The sequence below is a fragment of the Arthrobacter sp. BG5 genome (assembly GCF_056680155.1).
Genome location: NZ_CM155268.1, coordinates 3,540,389 through 3,556,638, shown reverse-complemented (window position 1 = coordinate 3,556,638; position 16,250 = coordinate 3,540,389). Strand labels below are relative to the sequence as shown.

15 protein-coding genes and 1 tRNA gene are annotated in these 16,250 nt (G+C 68.0%); 2 read left to right on the top strand and 14 right to left on the bottom strand.

Going from position 1 to position 16,250, the window contains the following annotated elements; translation table 11 throughout:
* Nucleotides 1-70: 70 nt before the first annotated feature.
* Nucleotides 71-3,466, bottom strand: coding sequence for a pyruvate carboxylase (locus AC1MBE_RS16285; protein ID WP_479779675.1), 3,396 nt, complete (start codon nt 3,464-3,466; stop codon nt 71-73).
* Between the two features lie 318 nt (nt 3,467-3,784).
* Here AC1MBE_RS16285 and AC1MBE_RS16280 point away from each other — a divergent pair, with 318 nt between their 5' ends.
* A complete protein-coding gene (locus tag AC1MBE_RS16280; protein WP_479779673.1) occupies nt 3,785-4,639 on the top strand; it encodes a ParA family protein in 855 nt (284 codons plus the stop codon).
* Between the two features lie 105 nt (nt 4,640-4,744).
* Here the strand turns inward: AC1MBE_RS16280 and AC1MBE_RS16275 are convergent, their stop codons facing one another.
* The 5 genes from AC1MBE_RS16275 to gcvH form a co-directional block, all read right to left on the bottom strand.
* Entirely contained in the window at nt 4,745-5,341 is a 597-nt protein-coding gene (locus tag AC1MBE_RS16275) for a MerR family transcriptional regulator (protein ID WP_346959088.1), read from the bottom strand.
* A gap of 264 nt (nt 5,342-5,605) precedes the next feature.
* Nucleotides 5,606-6,109 (bottom strand): bifunctional nuclease family protein, encoded by a 504-nt coding sequence (locus tag AC1MBE_RS16270; RefSeq protein ID WP_346959089.1) that lies wholly within the window; start codon nt 6,107-6,109, stop codon nt 5,606-5,608.
* Complete coding sequence (ftsR, locus tag AC1MBE_RS16265; protein WP_479779671.1) at nt 6,109-6,825, bottom strand: transcriptional regulator FtsR; 717 nt, start codon at nt 6,823-6,825, stop codon at nt 6,109-6,111. The genes AC1MBE_RS16270 and ftsR overlap by 1 nt, the downstream gene beginning before the upstream one ends.
* 23 nt (nt 6,826-6,848) lie before the next feature.
* A complete protein-coding gene (locus AC1MBE_RS16260) occupies nt 6,849-7,322 on the bottom strand; it encodes an FHA domain-containing protein (RefSeq protein WP_479779669.1) in 474 nt (157 codons plus the stop codon).
* 165 nt (nt 7,323-7,487) lie between these two features.
* Nucleotides 7,488-7,874, bottom strand: coding sequence for a glycine cleavage system protein GcvH (gene gcvH, locus AC1MBE_RS16255; protein WP_138769663.1), 387 nt, complete (start codon nt 7,872-7,874; stop codon nt 7,488-7,490).
* A 153-nt stretch (nt 7,875-8,027) separates the two neighbouring features.
* On the opposite strand from gcvH, the gene AC1MBE_RS16250 reads away from it, so the two are divergent.
* Nucleotides 8,028-8,897 carry an Fpg/Nei family DNA glycosylase gene (locus tag AC1MBE_RS16250; protein WP_479779667.1) on the top strand — a complete coding sequence of 290 codons (870 nt, stop codon included), beginning with the start codon at nt 8,028-8,030 and terminating at the stop codon, nt 8,895-8,897.
* Nucleotides 8,898-8,989: 92 nt separating this feature from the next.
* Here AC1MBE_RS16250 and AC1MBE_RS16245 read toward each other — a convergent pair.
* The 8 genes from AC1MBE_RS16245 to AC1MBE_RS16210 form a co-directional block, all read right to left on the bottom strand.
* Nucleotides 8,990-9,066 (bottom strand) — tRNA-Pro (locus AC1MBE_RS16245).
* Nucleotides 9,067-9,217: 151 nt separating this feature from the next.
* Nucleotides 9,218-10,768, bottom strand: a complete 1,551-nt coding sequence (der, locus tag AC1MBE_RS16240; RefSeq protein ID WP_346959094.1) for a ribosome biogenesis GTPase Der — start codon at nt 10,766-10,768, stop codon at nt 9,218-9,220.
* Nucleotides 10,765-11,463 (bottom strand): lysophospholipid acyltransferase family protein, encoded by a 699-nt coding sequence (locus tag AC1MBE_RS16235; RefSeq protein WP_346959138.1) that lies wholly within the window; start codon nt 11,461-11,463, stop codon nt 10,765-10,767. The genes der and AC1MBE_RS16235 overlap by 4 nt, the downstream gene beginning before the upstream one ends.
* 49 nt (nt 11,464-11,512) lie before the next feature.
* Nucleotides 11,513-12,256: a (d)CMP kinase gene (gene cmk / locus AC1MBE_RS16230; protein ID WP_479779665.1), complete on the bottom strand. Its 744-nt coding sequence runs from the start codon at nt 12,254-12,256 to the stop codon at nt 11,513-11,515.
* Nucleotides 12,256-13,365, bottom strand: a complete 1,110-nt coding sequence (locus tag AC1MBE_RS16225; protein ID WP_479779663.1) for a prephenate dehydrogenase — start codon at nt 13,363-13,365, stop codon at nt 12,256-12,258. The genes cmk and AC1MBE_RS16225 overlap by 1 nt, the downstream gene beginning before the upstream one ends.
* 3 nt (nt 13,366-13,368) lie before the next feature.
* Entirely contained in the window at nt 13,369-14,565 is a 1,197-nt protein-coding gene (locus AC1MBE_RS16220; RefSeq protein WP_479779661.1) for a pseudouridine synthase, read from the bottom strand.
* A gap of 110 nt (nt 14,566-14,675) precedes the next feature.
* Nucleotides 14,676-15,257, bottom strand: a complete 582-nt coding sequence (scpB, locus tag AC1MBE_RS16215; RefSeq protein WP_479782670.1) for an SMC-Scp complex subunit ScpB — start codon at nt 15,255-15,257, stop codon at nt 14,676-14,678.
* A 137-nt stretch (nt 15,258-15,394) separates the two neighbouring features.
* The gene (locus AC1MBE_RS16210; protein WP_479779659.1) at nt 15,395-16,243 is read right to left on the bottom strand and encodes a segregation and condensation protein A; all 849 of its coding nucleotides are present in this window, start codon (nt 16,241-16,243) and stop codon (nt 15,395-15,397) included.
* Nucleotides 16,244-16,250: the final 7 nt, after the last annotated feature.

Below are 16,250 nucleotides of genomic sequence, written 5' to 3'. Positions count from 1 at the left end.
GAAGGAACACAGAAGGGCTCCCCCGGCCGAAGCCGGCGGAGCCCTTTCTGCTATGCCGTGGCCGGCCGCGCTATTCGACGACCAGCAGCAGGTCCCCGCCCTGGACCTGCTCGACGGCGCCGACGGCGAGGCGCGCCACGGTGCCAGCCACCGGCGTCGTGATGGAGGCTTCCATCTTCATGGCCTCGATGGTCGCAACCGTGTCCCCGGCCTTGACCGCATCGCCGGCCTTGACGGTCAGGGTGACGGCGCCGGCGAACGGCGCGGCGACCTGGCCCGGCTGCGAGGAGTCGGCCCGCTCGGCGGCCTTGACGTTGCTGACCACGGAACGGTCGCGGACCACCACGGGCCGGGACTGTCCGTTGAGCGTGCACATCACGGTGCGCATGCCCTTCTCGTCCGGTTCGGAGACGGCCTCCAGCGAGGCGATCAGCCGGACGCCCTTCTCCAGCTCGATCTCGTGTTCGGCACCGCGCTGCAGGCCGAACAGGTAGTCACGGGTGTCCAGCACCGAGAGGTTGCCGTACGACTCGACACTCTTCTGGTAGTCCTTGGTGGGCCCGGCGAAGAGCAGGCGGTTGAGAGTCTGCTGGACCGTCTTGGAGTCGCCCTTGAGCGCCGCGCTGTCCTCGGCGCTGAGCTCGACGTCGCGGACCTTGACGCTGCGGCCCTGCAGGGCCTTGGTCCGGAACGGTTCCGGCCAGCCGCCGGGAGGGTCACCGAGTTCGCCGGAGAGGAAGCCGATCACGGAGTCCGGGATGTCGTACTTCTGCGGGTTCTCATTGAAGTCCGCCGGGTCGGCGTTGAGGCCGACCAGGTGCAGGGCCAGGTCGCCCACCACCTTGGAGGACGGGGTGACCTTCACCAGCCGGCCGAGGATCCGGTCCGCTGCGGTGTACATATCCTCGATCGCCTCGAAGCGTTCGCCCAGTCCCAGCGCGATCGCCTGCTGGCGCAGGTTGGAGAGCTGGCCGCCGGGGATCTCGTGCTGGTACACCCGGCCGGTGGGGCCCGGCAGTCCCGATTCGAACGGGGCGTAGACGCGGCGCACCGCCTCCCAGTACGGCTCCAGGGCGCACACACTGGCCAGGTTCAGGCCGGTGTCGCGCGGGGTGTGGGCCAGTGCCGCAACGAGCGCCGACGCGGACGGCTGGCTGGTGGTCCCGGCCAGCGAGGCGGAGGCCACGTCGACGGCGTCCACGCCGGCGTCCACGGCGGCCAGCAGGGTGGCCAGCTGGCCGCCTGCGGTGTCGTGGGTGTGCAGGTGCACCGGCAGGTCGAACTTCTCCCGCAAGGCCGCCACCAGGCGGGCAGCGGCCGCCGGGCGCAGCAGGCCGGCCATGTCCTTGATCGCGAGAATGTGCGCCCCGGCGTCGACGATCTTCTGGGCCAGGTTCAGGTAGTAGTCGAGGGTGTACAGCTTTTCGTCCGGATCGAGCATATCCGCGGTGTAGCAGAGGGCGACCTCGGCCACGGCGGTGCCGGCTTCGCGGACGGCGCGGATCGCCGGGGCCATCTGGTTCACGTCGTTGAGGGCGTCGAAGATGCGGAAGATGTCGATGCCGGTCGCGGCGGCCTCGTTGACGAAGGCCACGGTCACCTCTTCCGGGTACGGCGTGTAGCCCACCGTGTTCCGGCCGCGGAGCAGCATCTGCAGGCAGGTGTTCGGCAGCGCCTTGCGCAGCTCGGCCAAGCGTTCCCACGGGTCCTCGCCCAGGAAGCGCAGGGCGACGTCGTACGTCGCTCCGCCCCAGGCCTCAACCGAAAGCAGTTCCGGCAGCAGCCTGGACACGGCCGGCCCGGCCGCCACGAGGTCGCGGGTCCGGACCCGAGTGGCCAGCAGCGACTGGTGCGCGTCGCGGAAGGTGGTGTCCGTGACAGCGACGGCATCCTGGCCGCGGAGGGCCTTGGCAAAGCCTTCCGGACCGAGCTCGAGCAGCCGCTGCCGGGAGCCGGCGGGAGCCTCGCCTTCCGGCAGGGCGGGCAGCTTGTCGGCCGGGTCGGTGTGCACCGTGAGCTCGCCGTTGGGCTTGTTGACCGTGACCTCGGCGAGCCAGGTCAGCAGTTTGGTGCCGCGGTCCGCGGAGACGCGGGCCTTGAGCAGTTCGGGGCGCTCGTCGATAAACGAGGTGGCGACGTCGCCGGCAATGAAGTCCGGATCGTCCAGGACCGCCTGGAGGAAGGAGATGTTGGTGGACACACCGCGGATCCGGAACTCGGCGAGGGCGCGCCGGGCGCGGGCGACGGCGGTCGGGTAGTCGCGGCCGCGGCAGGTCAGCTTGACCAGCATCGAGTCGAAGTGCGGGCTGATCTCGGCGCCGGAGTACACGGTGCCGCCGTCGAGCCGGACACCGGCGCCGCCGGCGGAACGGTAGCCGGTGATCTTTCCGACGTCGGGCCGGAAGCCGTTGGCCGGATCCTCGGTGGTGATGCGGGACTGCAGCGCGGCGCCGTTAAGCTTGACGGTCTCCTGCGAGAGGCCCAGATCGGCGAGGGTCTCCCCCGAGGCGATGCGCAGCTGCGCCTGGACGAGGTCGACGTCGGTGACTTCCTCGGTGACGGTGTGCTCGACCTGGATGCGCGGGTTCATTTCGATGAAGACGTGCTGGCCGGCCCGCTCGCCCACGGTGTCGACGAGGAACTCCACGGTGCCGGCGTTGACGTAGTTCAGGGCCTTCGCAAATTTCACGGCGTCCCGGTACAGCGCCTGGCGGATGCCTTCGTCGAGGTTCGGCGCGGGGGCGATCTCGATCACCTTCTGGTGGCGGCGCTGGATCGAGCAGTCGCGCTCGAAGAGGTGCATGACATTGCCCTCGGCGTCGGCGAGGATCTGCACTTCGATGTGGCGCGGGCGCAGGACCGCCTGCTCCAGGAACATGGTGGGATCGCCGAAGGCGGCGTCAGCCTCGCGCATGGCGGCCTGCAGGGCCTCGGGCAGCGCCTCCCGGGTGTCTACCCGGCGCATGCCGCGGCCGCCGCCGCCGGCGACAGCTTTCGCGAAGATGGGGAAGCCAATCTCGTCCGCGGCGGCGATGAGTTCGTCCAGGTCCTTGGACGGCTGGCTGGACTTGAGCACCGGGACTCCGGCCTTGCGGGCGGCCTCGAGCGCGGCGACCTTGTTTCCGGCGAGCTCCAGGACCTCCGCCGGGGGCCCGACGAAGGTGATGCCGGCCGCAGCGGCGGCGCGGGCCAGGTCGGGGTTCTCCGAGAGGAAGCCGTAGCCGGGGTAGATCGCGTCGGCGCCCGCCTCCTTCGCCACGCGGACGACCTCGTTGACGTCGAGGTACGCCCGGACCGGGTGGCCTTCTTCACCGATCAGGTACGCCTCATCCGCCTTCTGGCGGTGGATCGAGTTGCGGTCCTCGGTAGGGAATACTGCAACGGTCTTGGCACCCAGCTCGTAGCTGGCGCGGAAGGCGCGGATCGCGATTTCGCCGCGGTTGGCCACCAGAATCTTGGAAAACATACTTCTCCTGCATCATCGCGGGTGGTTCGGTAAGTCGTCACAGTTTCTAAGACTGGTGTGCGCAAACACAAATCATTGTGGCGCCCGTCACAGCATTCTGCGTCATTTCGCCTGCAATAAGCAGAACACCGCGATGGCGGCGGCGCCGCGACCGTCCGGACGGCCGCCGGGCCGGACGGGACGGGCCGATGAGAAAGGTTTCGGCGGCGCATCAACATATGATGAGTTGGTGGGTGGCGCACGCACGCCCCGGTCCGAAGGAACGCACGGGCCGGCACGACCCAGTCCCGCAACCGGCGTTAGGTATTGGTTTTTCAAGTGCAAGTAGTCAGCATCAGCAGCCTCAAAGGCGGTGTCGGCAAGACCTCGGTGACAACCGGGCTGGCCTCGGCCGCCCTCGCAGCCGGCATTCCCACCCTCGTGGTCGATCTTGACCCGCACGCGGACGCGAGCACGGCCCTCGGCGTCCGGCCCGGCGACCAGCTGGACATCGGCCGCATGCTCAAGGCCCCGCGCCGGGCCCGCCTGGCCGACAACGTCGTCCCCAGCGGCTGGGTGGAACGTGCCGGCGACGCGTCCTCCCGTGGTGCCGCAGCGCCGGTGCTGGACGTTGCCATCGGCTCCGCGTACACCGGGATCTACGACCGGCCCGACCTGGGCCGCCGCGACCTGCGCCGGCTTTCCACGGTGCTGGCCGGCGCCGGTCACTACGACCTTGTGCTGGTGGACTGCCCGCCCTCGCTGAACGGACTGACCCGGATGGCCTGGTCGGCCAGCGACAAGGTGGCCCTGGTTGCCGAGCCGGGGCTGTTCTCCGTCGCGGGCACCGAGCGCACCATGCGGGCGATCCAGCTCTTCCGGCAGGAATTCGCACCCGGCCTTTCGCCTGCCGGCATTGTGGCCAACCGGGTGCGCAGCGGTTCCGCGGAGCACAGCTTCCGCCTCGCCGAGATGCAATCCATGTTCGGCGAACTGCTGCTGAGCCCGCACATCCCGGAGCAGGCCAACTGGCAGCAGATCCAGGGCGCCGCCCATTCGATTCACCACTGGCCCGGGGACTCGGCCAAGAACGCCGCCGCGCTGTTCGACTCCCTGCTGGCCAACCTGATGGGAACCGGCAGCACCGGGGAGCTGGTGTCTGCCGGGATGGTCCGCAACCGGAGCCAGCGCTAGCACCACAAAGAAAAGCAACGCGGGGTCACTTCGCGTCCATCCACCACGGTGTGATGGGCTGAAGGGTGACCCCGCGTTGCTTTGCGGAGGGGGTGGTGCGCCGTGCTAGCCGATCTTGCGGGCGGCGCGGCGCTTGCTGAGTTCGTCGTCCGGGAAGGACTGGTCAGCGGCGTGTTCGCTCGGAAGGGACGCGAGGCTGCCTTCCACTTCCCGCCAGACCCGGCCGACGGCGATGCCGAAGACGCCCTGCCCGCCCTGGACCAGGTCAATGACCTCATCCGCCGAGGTGCACTCGTAAACGCTGGCGCCGTCGCTCATGAGGGTGATCTGGGCGAGGTCCTCGACCCCGCGCTCCCGGAGGTGTTCCACCGCGGAGCGGATCTGCTGCAGCGAGACACCGGTGTCGAGGAGCCGCTTGACGACCTTGAGGACCAGGATGTCGCGGAAGCCGTAGAGCCGTTGTGAGCCGGAACCGGCGGCACCGCGCACGGCAGGCTCGACGAGCCCGGTGCGTGCCCAGTAGTCGAGCTGGCGGTAGGTGATCCCGGCCGCCTTGCAGGCCGTCGGGCCGCGGTAGCCCGCGTCTTCGTCCAGGACAGGAAGATCCTCGGTGAAGAGCAGGCCCTGCGCGCCGCTCGCGGGCACGGCAACACCTGCCGTCGAGGCCTGCTTGAGCTCGCCTGCTTCGCCTTTCGGACTCACGTGGATCCTCCTTGTCATGAGTTCCCGCGGGAACTTGCAGCAACAACACGCGGTCCGGGACCGTCATCGGACCGACACGGCACGAAAATCATTCGTGTAATTTCGGATCCGGCTGCACTGTCCAGTGTGACTTGCGCTGCTGTTGTATGCAATGGGAACTTGTACCTCCGACGTTAGGCCTGCCGGGGCCCAAGGTCAAAGACGTTGGGGGTATTGCGGGGGCGTGTCGAAACTTTCGACCACAACTTTAAGCTTTGGCCGGTCTCAGCCGGCAAAATCCTCGGGTTCGACGTCGTCAAGGAACTCCCGGAAGCGGCGCAGCTCACCCTCTTCGTCGACGGCGGGGCCGGGCTGGGCCGCCTCGCCGTCGTCGTGTTCGGTGATCCGCACACCGGCTTCCTCCATCACGGAATCCGCACACCAGATCCTGCACTTTGCCCGCAGGGCCAGGGCCAGGGCGTCCGAGGCCCGGGAGCTGACGGTGGTGCCGTCTTCGAACTGCAACTGGCCGTAGAAGATGTTGTCCTCGACCGCCACGATGTTCACGCTGACGATCGTATGGCCCAGCGCCTCGACGACGTCCACGAGCAGATCGTGCGTCATTGGCCGCGGCGGGACGACGCCCTGCTGGGCCAGGGCGATGGCGCTGGCCTCCGGGGTACCGATCCAGATCGGGACGTGGCGCTCACCGTGCATTTCCTTGAGCAGGACCAGCGGCTGGTTGGACGGCAATTCAATCCGTACGCCGACGATCTCCACCTCAATCATCAGATGTCCATCCTTGAGATGCGGTCCTGGACCAGGGCGCGGTGCAGCGACAGGCAGAGTTCGCTGATTTCGCGGGCGGCCTCCGCGGCGCGGGCGTGCGAGGCGGCGTCCTTGCGCGAGGTCAGGGTGGCCACCGCACGTTCCACCAGCCCGAATTCGCGGTCCGCGGCGGCCTGGAAGGGCCGCAGGTGGCGCGGCTCCAGGCCGTGGCCCTCCAGCTGCACACAGGCCCGGGCAACCTGCAGCGCGTGTTCATCGAATTTGCCGTTGACGTGCCCGATCAGGCCGAAGCTCAGCAGCGACTCGAGCAGCGGAACGCTGGCCCCGGACTCGGCGCGGAGCTGCTCCTCGGTGAGCAGGCGCACCCGGTTGTTCAGCTCGGCGGCGAGCTGGTCCGAGACGATCCGCGGCGAGACCGTGACGCCGGGCGGCAGGTTGTCCGGCCGTTCGCCGCGGTCGATCGCGTCGAGGTAGTCCTTGATGACCTTCAGCGGCAGGTACTGGTCCCGTTGCAGGGCCAGCACGAAGCGGAGCCGTTCGACGTCGCTCTCCGAGTACTGCCGGTAACCCGCGGGGGTCCGTTGCGGGTTGATGAGTCCCTTTTCTTCAAGGAACCTGATTTTCGACGCGGTCATGTTGGGGAAGTCGTCGCTCAGTTGAGCCAGGACCTCCCCGATGTTCAGGACCTGGGGTCCGCGCCGTTCGGCTTGTGCCATGGCCACAGGCAACTACCCCGATATCAGACGTTGCCTGCGGTACGGGCAGGGCTGAGGTAGAAGGTGAGCCGGAACTTGCCGATCTGCACCTCGTTACCGGACTTCAGCTCCACGCTGTCGACACGGTCGTGGTTGACGTAGGTGCCGTTCAGGCTCCCGGTGTCCACAACTTCGAAGCTGCGCGCCGTGCGGCGGAATTCGACGTGGCGGCGCGAGACCGTGACGTCGTCAAGGAAAATGTCGGCGTCAGGGTGGCGGCCCGCCGTCGTGACGTCCGAGTCAAGCAGGAAACGGGCGCCGGAATTGGGGCCGCTGTGGGCCACCAGCAGGGCGGAGCCGGCCGGCAGTGATTCGATGGCCGAACGTTCCTCGGCCGAAACCTTCGGGGTGATGGCGGGCTCATCGCGCACAGGGGTGAGATGGATCGATGTGGTCTCCGAGGCTTTCACTCCACCCGTGCCGTAGTCACCGGTGTCGTTCTGTCCGTGCCGAACCATTGAGTCCTCCTCATTCGTTGCAGGTGTCCCCCCTGCAAACAACGCATGCCGTCCGGAAAAGCCTGGCAGATCCGGTAGTCAGTCCCCCCGGCCGGGCACCGGATCCAATCAATTGCTGTGTCCAACAACTGATGTGTCCAGTAACACGGCCCGGAGACCTTCCCTTTAGCCTACCTGTTGTTCGTACTCCGATGCACTGAGCAATGACTCCACGGCGTCGGCTTCAGCGAGCTTGATTTCGATCAGCCAGCCCTCGCCGTACGGATCAGAGTTGATCAGGGCGGAATCGGTGTCCAGCGCCTCGTTGCGGGCCACCACTTCGCCGCTGACCGGGGCGTAGATGTCGCTGACGCTTTTGGTGGATTCGACTTCCCCGACGACGTCGTTGGCCTTGATGTCGGTGCCGACCTCCGGCATCTGGGCGTAGACGACGTCCCCCAGCGCGTCCTGGGCAAAATCCGTGATCCCTACGCGCACGACGCCGTCCGCATTCGGGGCGGAAACCCATTCGTGTTCGGCGGTGTAGGACAGCTCTTCGGGAATGATGCTCATGGCGGGCCTTTCGTCGGGTCAATCACCAAGGTCGACGGCGGCCGATCGGACAGGCCGCCGCTGAAAGTATAGGCATATCCGGCCGGGCCCCGGGAGGACTCTGGCATGATGGGGCCATGGCAGCATGTGCACCCGTACCGGCCGGATTTGGCCGTGCCTGAGCTACCCGAAGTGGCGGCCCTGGCGGACTTCCTGGACACGAACCTGCGCGGGGCGGTTCTCACGAAAGTCCAGATCGTCTCCTTCGCAGTGCTGAAGACGGCGGATCCCCCCATCTCCGAGTTGGCGGGCAGGACCGTGACCGGGGTGCGCCGGCACGGCAAGTTCGTGGATCTGGAGGCCGGCGGGCTGCATCTCGTTTTCCACCTGGCCCGGGCGGGCTGGGTCCGCTTCACTGACGCGCCCACCGGGACACCGCTGAAAATGGGCAGCGGCCATCTCGCGGCGCGGCTGTCGTTCACCAGCGGGGCCGGTGCGCTGGACCTGGACCTGACCGAGGCCGGCACGAAGAAGAGCCTGGCGGTCTACCTGGTCCGCAGCCCCTCCGACGTCCCCGGAATCGCGGCTCTGGGCCCGGACCCCTTCAGCCCCGGGTTCGACGTCGATGCGCTGGCCGGGATCCTGGCGGCCAGCAACCAGCAGATCAAGGGGGTGCTGCGCAGCCAGGGCGTGATCGCCGGGATCGGGAACGCCTACAGTGATGAGATTCTGCACGCGGCCAGGACGTCCCCGTTCGCCATCGCCAGTTCCCTGGACCGCGCCGCGGTGCAGCGCCTGTATGACGCCATCCACGAGGTGCTGGGAACCGCGCTGGCGGAGGCCAGCGGCAAACCGCCCAGCGAACTAAAGGACACAAAGCGGGGCCATATGCGGGTGCATGGCCGGGCCGGCGAAGCGTGCCCGGTTTGCGGAGACACAGTGCGCGAGGTTTCCTTCGCCGATACCGCGCTGCAGTACTGCCCGGGCTGCCAGACGAAGGGCAAAATCCTGGCCGACCGGCGGACGTCGCGCTTTCTGAAGTAGGCGCTTTTTACGCTGGCGCGTCCAGAAATAAGTGCGCGGATTAAACAGAAAACCCCGCCATTCCGTTGCCGGAATGGCGGGGTACTTTCTGTTGGTCGGGCTGACAGGATTTGAACCTGCGACCCCTTGACCCCCAGTCAAGTGCGCTACCAAGCTGCGCTACAGCCCGCTGGTTCCGCCGTTCTCCGCTCTTGATGATCTCCTGTTGTTATCCAAAGGATTTCATCCGAGCAGTCCGGCCGAACCACCTCCAAAAGCTTACACGATTCCGGAGGGTGCCCGTGACACTTTCACCGTGTCACGGGCCACGCGTGTCGGAGTTAGCGCTTCTTGCCGCGCTTTTCCCGGACCCGCATGTTGACCTCAATCGGCGTGCCCTCGAAGCCGAAGGTTTCGCGGAGCCGGCGGGTGATGAAGCGGCGGTAGCCGGGGTCCAGGAACCCGGTGGTGAAGAGCACGAACTTCGGCGGCCGGCTCGAGGCCTGGGTGCCGAAGAGGATGCGGGGCTGCTTGCCGCCGCGGACCGGGTGCGGGTGCGCGGCCACCAGTTCGCCGAGGAACGCGTTGAGGCGCCCGGTGGGGATGCGCTTGTCCCAGCTCTCCAGCGCGGTATCCAGGGCCGGGACCAGCCGGTCCTTGTGCCAGCCGGTCTTGGCCGAAATGTTCACACGCGGGGCCCACGCCACGTGCGCGAGGTCCTGTTCGATTTCGCGTTCCAGGTAGGTGCGGCGTTCGTCGTCGAGCAGGTCCCACTTGTTGAACGCGAGCACCAGCGCGCGGCCGGACTCGATCGCCAGCTGCAGGATGCGCACGTCCTGCTCGCTGAGCACCTCGTCCACGGCGAGGAGCACGACGGCGACCTCCGCCTTTTCGAGCGCGCTCTGCGTGCGCAGCGAGGCGTAGAAGTCCGCACCCTGGGCCATGTGCTGACGGCGGCGGATGCCTGCCGTGTCCACGAAGCGCCAGGTCCGGCCGCCGAGTTCGATGAACTCATCGACCGGGTCGCGGGTGGTGCCGGCAGTGTTGTCCACGACGACGCGTTCGGAGCCGGCAAGCTTGTTCAGCAGGGAGGACTTGCCGACGTTCGGCCGGCCGATCAGCGCGATCCGGCGGGGTCCGCCGCTGCGCTCGAGGCCTTCGATGGTGGAGAACTCCGGCAGCGTGTCCATCACGTGGTCGAGCAGGTCGGCGACGCCGCGGCCGTGCAGCGCGGAGACCGGGTACGGCTCGCCGAAGCCGAGGCCCCAGAGCGCGGCCGAGTCGGCTTCCTGGGCGAAGTCGTCCACCTTGTTGGCCACCATGATGACCGGCTTCTTGGACTTGCGCAGCATCTTCATGACGCCCTCGTCCGTGGCGGTCGCGCCGACGGCGGAGTCCACCACGAACAGCACGGCGTCGGCGAGTTCCACGGCCATCTCGGCCTGCTCGGCAACGCGGGCGTGGATGCCGCGGGCGTCGTGCTCCCAGCCGCCGGTGTCGACGACGGTGAAGTTCCGGCCGTTCCAGTGCGCGGAGTACATCACGCGGTCGCGGGTGACGCCGGGGGTGTCCTCGACCACGGCTTCGCGGCGGCCCAGGATGCGGTTGACCAGGGTGGACTTGCCGACGTTGGGGCGGCCGATGATGGCCAGCACCGGGTCAAGCTTGACCGGGCCGTCGAAGTCCTCGTCCTCGTAGCGGCCGCTGAGCAGGGCCGCGTCTTCCTCGTCCAGCTCGTAGTCGTCCAGGCCGGCCCGGAGCGAGGCCGCGCGGAGCTCGGCTTCCTCGTCGTCCAGGGCGGCAAGATTCTCCGCCACCTGGTCCGTGCCGGTGGGCGTGTATTCGTCTTCGCCGGCGCCAAAATGGCCGGGGGTTTGAGTCGTATCGCTCATTGCACTTTCCTTTGGTGGTGATCTGCCGGCGTCCCGGCTACTGCTGTCTGTCGTTCTTGCGGGGAATCCGCGTCGGGCAGTCCCTGCCCGCTGTACTGAATTGTGTCCTGGACGTGGCGCGCCAGTGCGGCGCGGATCTCGGTTCCCACCCTGTCCATTGAAGCACGCCCGGTCTCCCCGGGCCTGCGGCTGACGGTGAGGGCACCGCCGAAGCTGACCTGCAGCCGCCGGCCGGGCCGGGGAACGGCGTTGAGGTGCTCGCCGCTGATCCTGGTTCCCAGGATGGCCACCGGGATGACGGTCGCGCCGGAGTTCAACGCGAGCCAGGCCACGCCGTTGTTGATCGCCGCCGCCTCTCCACTCCCCCGCGTGCCTTCGGGCAGGATCCCGACGCACCGTCCGGCGTCGAGGACGCTTTTGGCCCGCTCCAGCGCCGCCCGGTCCCCCGAGCGGTCCACCGGCAGCTGGCCGGAAGCCCTCAGGACCAGGCCGAGGAACCCTTTGAACATCTCCTTTTTGACGAAGATGTGCATGGGCCGCGGCGCGGCGCCGAACATGACCGGGCCGTCGAGGAAACTGATGTGGTTGCCGGCGAAGATCACCGGCCCGGCCGCCGGAACATTGGCGCGGCCCCTGACGGTGGTCCGGTACACCAGGTGGTCCAGCAGCCAGCCGACCGGACGGCTCCAGGCCATGGTCCCGAACAGGTACCAGCGGCCGGGAAGCTGCGCCCCGGCTGCGGCCTCAGTCACGGTCGATGGCCGGGGGGTTGATGGCCGTGTGGCTGATGACCCGGTGCACGATCCCGAGGGCCGCGTCGACGGTTTGGGCGAAGTCCAGGTCCGAGGAGTCCAGGGTGACCACGCCGTCGGCGGCTTGGGTGAAGTTCACCACGGTGGAGTCCTTGGCGTCCCGCGCCGTGACCTGCGCCGCGAGCTGTTCGGCGTTCTGGCTGCCGCCGAGCTGGATGCCGCGGCGGCGAAGCCGGGCCTCCTCGCTGGCGGTGAGCAGCATGCGGACCTCGGCGGACGGCGCGACGACGGTGGTGATGTCGCGTCCCTCCACCACCATGCGGCGGTGGTGCTTTTCGATCAGTTCGCGTTGCCGGCGGATCAGCTCGGTCCGGGCGCCGAGGGTGGTGGCAACGGCGCTGACCGCCGCGGAGATGGCCGGTTCACGGATGGCCTCGGTGATGTCGGCGCCCGCCACCCGGACGTACTCTTCCTGCGGGCTGGTGCTGATCTCCAGTTGGAGGGCCTCGGCAGCGGCTTCGATGGCCTCGCCGTCGGCGAGGTCCATTCCGCTGTCAAGGCAGAACCAGGTCAGGGCCCGGTACATGGCGCCGGTGTCGAGGTAGGCCAGCCTGAGCCGGCGTGCCACCTCTTTGCTGACGCTGGATTTGCCGGAGCCGGAGGGGCCGTCGATTGCGACGACAAGGCTCTTGCCGGGGCGGACGACGTCCACCGTTTCAATAAGTTCCTGGGTCATTACTGGAGTACCCGCCATCCACGGTCGTTGAGGGCTTCGATGAGCAGTTCATGTTTGTTGGGCAGCACGGAAATTTCCACCATGCCGACATTCTGTCCTGAAGAGTGGTCCAGGCGGAGGTCCTCGAGGTTAACGCCGATCTCGCCGATCTCCGTCAGGAGCTTGGCGATCTGTCCGGGCGTGTCATCCACCAGGACGGTCAGCCAGGAGTAGGCCTGCGGCGGGCCGCCGTGCTTGCCCGGAATCCGGGACTGGCCGGCGTTGCCTTCGCTGATCAGCTGCGCGAGGTCCAGCCGGGCGCCCGGCGCCGTCGGGTCCTCGAGGGTCCCGATCAGCCGGTTAAGGTCATCCCGGACGCCGTAGAGGATCTCGACGACCTTGGCCGCGTTGGCGCCCAGGATCTGCACCCAGAGCGTGGGGTCACTCGCGGCGATCCTGGTCACGTCCCGCAGTCCGTTGCCGGCCAGCGACAGGGCGTGCAGCGGCGTTCCCTGCAGCCGGCTGGCCACCAGGGAGGACATGACCTGCGGCAGATGGGAGACCAGCGCCACGGCTTCATCGTGTTCCTCGGCCCCGAATTCGGAGACGACGGCGCCCAGGTCTCCGGCCAGCGACCGTGCCGCCTGCAGGGCCTCGGGCCGGGTTTCCGGCGAGGGGCAGAGCACCCACGGCATCGAGGTAAACAGCTCACCGCGGGCGGCGACCGGGCCGGATTTCTCCCGGCCCGCCATCGGATGGGTGCCCACGTAGCGGCCCAGGTCGGCGCCGCGCGTGCGCAGCTCCGCCAGGATGGACGCCTTGACGCTGGCGATGTCCACCACCACGGCCTGCGGGTAGTCCTCGAGGGCCCGGGCGACGACGTCGGCCGTGACATCCGGCGGCGCGGCGACCACCACGAGTTCCGGCGTTTCGCCGTCCAGGCGCGCCAAAGGCAGGCCCGCGCCGATGTCGACGGCAACGGCCTGGTTGGTGGGCGAGGGGTCGGAGAGGAACACGGCGACGCCGCGGCCCCGGAGTCCCAGACCGATGCTGGTGCCCAGCAGCCCGGTGCCCACGACCACGACCGGCCCGTTGAGGTGGCCGCGGCCGTGGGTGCGAAATGCGGACATGCCTTACAGCCCCACGGATGCCAGCAGGTGGCCGACTTCCTGCTTGCCGAGGTTGCGGATGCTGCCCTGGCGCTGGTCGCCCAGGCCGATGGGGCCGACCTTGACACGGACCAGGCGCAGCACCGGGAAGCCGACGGCGTCGAAGAGGCGCCGCACGATGCGGTTCTTGCCCGAGTGCAGCACGACCTCGATCAGCACGTGGCCCGGGGTCGAGTCGACGAGCTTGAAAGAGTCGACCGAGGCGATACCGTCTTCGAGTTCGACGCCGGCCTTGAGCTGCGCACCGACGCCCTGCGGGAACGGCCCGCGGACCTGGACGAGGTAGGTCTTGGGAACCTCGTAGGAGGGGTGCGTCAGCCGGTTGGCGAGTTCGCCATCGTTGGTCAGCAGCAGCAGACCCTCGGTGGCGACGTCGAGCCGGCCGACGTGGAAGAGGCGTTCGCCGTGGTGGTTGCGGACAAAGTCGCTGATGCACGGGCGGCCGTCCGGGTCCTCCATGGTGGAGACGACACCCTTGGGCTTGTTGAACACCATGTAGACCATGTTCTCGTCCAGCTGGATGCGCAGGCCGTCCACGTGGATCACCGAGGTCTTGGGGTCGACGCGCACGCCGAGCTCCGTGACGACCTGGCCGTCGACCTCGACGCGGCCTTCGGCGATCATTTCCTCGCAGACGCGCCGCGAGGCGACGCCGGCGGAGGCCATGACCTTCTGCAGCCGGATGCCGTCGGCGTCGTGCAGCTCAGACTGCGGCACCTCGGCGCGCGGGCCGCGCTTGCGGGCGGGCTTGCGGACCGGGCCAAGGTTTTGCCCGAAGCGTTCGCTGCCGAAGGCGCGGGAGCCGGTGGCCTTGGCCGCGCCGGCGCCGATGCGCGGTTTGGGCTTGAGTGCGCCCGGCGTGCCGGGAACCTTGCCGGCGCCGGGCTTGCGGGCCGCCGGTTTGCGTGCGGCCGGCTTGGCGCCCTTCCGGTCACCCTGGTCCGGGGCCGCGCCGTCGGCGGTTCCCGGGTTGAGGTCCGGATCGACGAATGCTTCTTCGCGCGGCTTGGGCCGCTTGAACGGGCGGTCGCCGCCGCCCTTGCTGAAGTCGCGCTGGCCCCGGCCGGCGCCGCCCGCACCCTGGGTGCGTGCTGATTGGTGTCCGGCGCTGGTGCGTCCCGAACCGTTACGTGGTGAACCCTGGCGTCCCGCCTGTGTCATGACCCGTCCTTCGTTTGTTGGCCTGTGGCGGCTGCCCCACGGCAGTCCCCCACCCGCCGGGCAAATGGTTCTGCCCTGGTGGATACTCGTTACGCAGGCAGCATTCCTGCCTACATTCTTCCTGCGTCGTAAAACTCTGCTATGCCTTCAAGCCCTGGAAGATGGGGTGAAAGCTGAGGCAACTCAGCCACCGAGCCGATTCCCATGCGTTCAAGGAAATACGACGTCGTGCGGTACAGGATGGCCCCGGATTCGGGATCGTGTCCCGAATCCTCGATCAGTCCGCGCTGGGTCAGCGTCCGCACGACAGAGTCAACATTGACCCCTCGAATTGCAGACACCCGCGCCCTTGATACAGGCTGGCGGTAGGCGATGACGGCGAGCGTTTCGAGCGCCGCCTGCGTCAGCCTGGCTGTCTGTCCTTCCAGCACGAATCCGCCTACGACGTCGGCGAACTCAGCGCGGGAATAGATCCGCCAGCCTCCGGCGATATTCCGCAATTCAAAACCCCGGGGGGCGGCACTGAAAGCAGTATTTTCAGGTGTACTGCCGGCGTCGTCCGCATCCGGGGCATTAACAGTATAGCCGTTGTACTCCCGTTGCAGTTCCCCGAGCAGGCGCTCGACGACGTCGACGGTCAGGTTCAGGCCGCTGGCCAGCTCCGTGGCCGTCGCCGGTTCGTCGATCACCATCAGCACGGCTTCGAGGGCGGCGCGGGCGCCGCCGGGCAGGTTGGCGACATCCGGCCCGGTGTCAGGCGCGGTGTCAAGCGCGGTCTCAGGCGCGGCGTCAGGCCCGGTCTCAGGCCCGGTCCCAGGCAGTTGGTTGGTCACGGCTGCTCCTCGTATTCTTCACTGAGATTCTCGCTGCTCCAGTCCGTGCCGTCGGCGGTCCAGTGCACGGACAGCTCGCCCAAGGGCAGCAACTGGTCGAAGGCCACCGCCTTGTCCCGGAACATTTCCAGCAGGGCCAGGAACCGGGCCACCACCACAAGGGTTGACTCGGCGTCGGCGATCAGGGCCCGGAAGGTGAGCGCTTTACCCATCCGGAGCCGGTGGCCGATGATTTCCGCCTGTTCCTTCACACTCACCGGCGTCCCGTGCAGATGCGCCAGGCCTACCTCAGTGGGGGCCGCTGCCTTGGGTGTAAGGGCCGCTTCGGCCAGGGCCGCGAACTGTTGCGGGGTGTGTTTCCAGACCAGTTCCGGCAGCAGTGCCGCGAAGTGGCTTTCCAGCGCGACCTGCCGAGGGTAGCGCCGGCCTTCCAGTTCGAGCGTCGAGCCGATGAGTCCGGCCACCTGCTTGAAGGCCTTGTATTGCAGCAGCCGGGCGAAGAGCAGGTCGCGGGCCTCGAGCAGTGCGATGTCTTCGTCGTCCTCGACCTCGCCGGCGGGCAGCAGCCGCGCCGCTTTGAGGTCCAGCAGGGTGGCGGCAATCACCAGGAACTCGCTGGCCTCGTCGAGCGCCCAGTCCTCCCCCAGCCGCTGCAGACCCTTGATGTACTTGATGAACTCGTCGGTGACCGTGGCCAGGGCCACCTCGGTGATGTCCAGCTGGTGCTTGGAGATCAGGCCCAGCAGCAGGTCGAAAGGTCCGGTGAAGTTGGCCAGCCGGACCTCGAAACCGGGCTTTTTCCCGGGCGGCGACACTTCCGCCTTCGGGGTCGCTGTAGCGGTCACAGCCCTG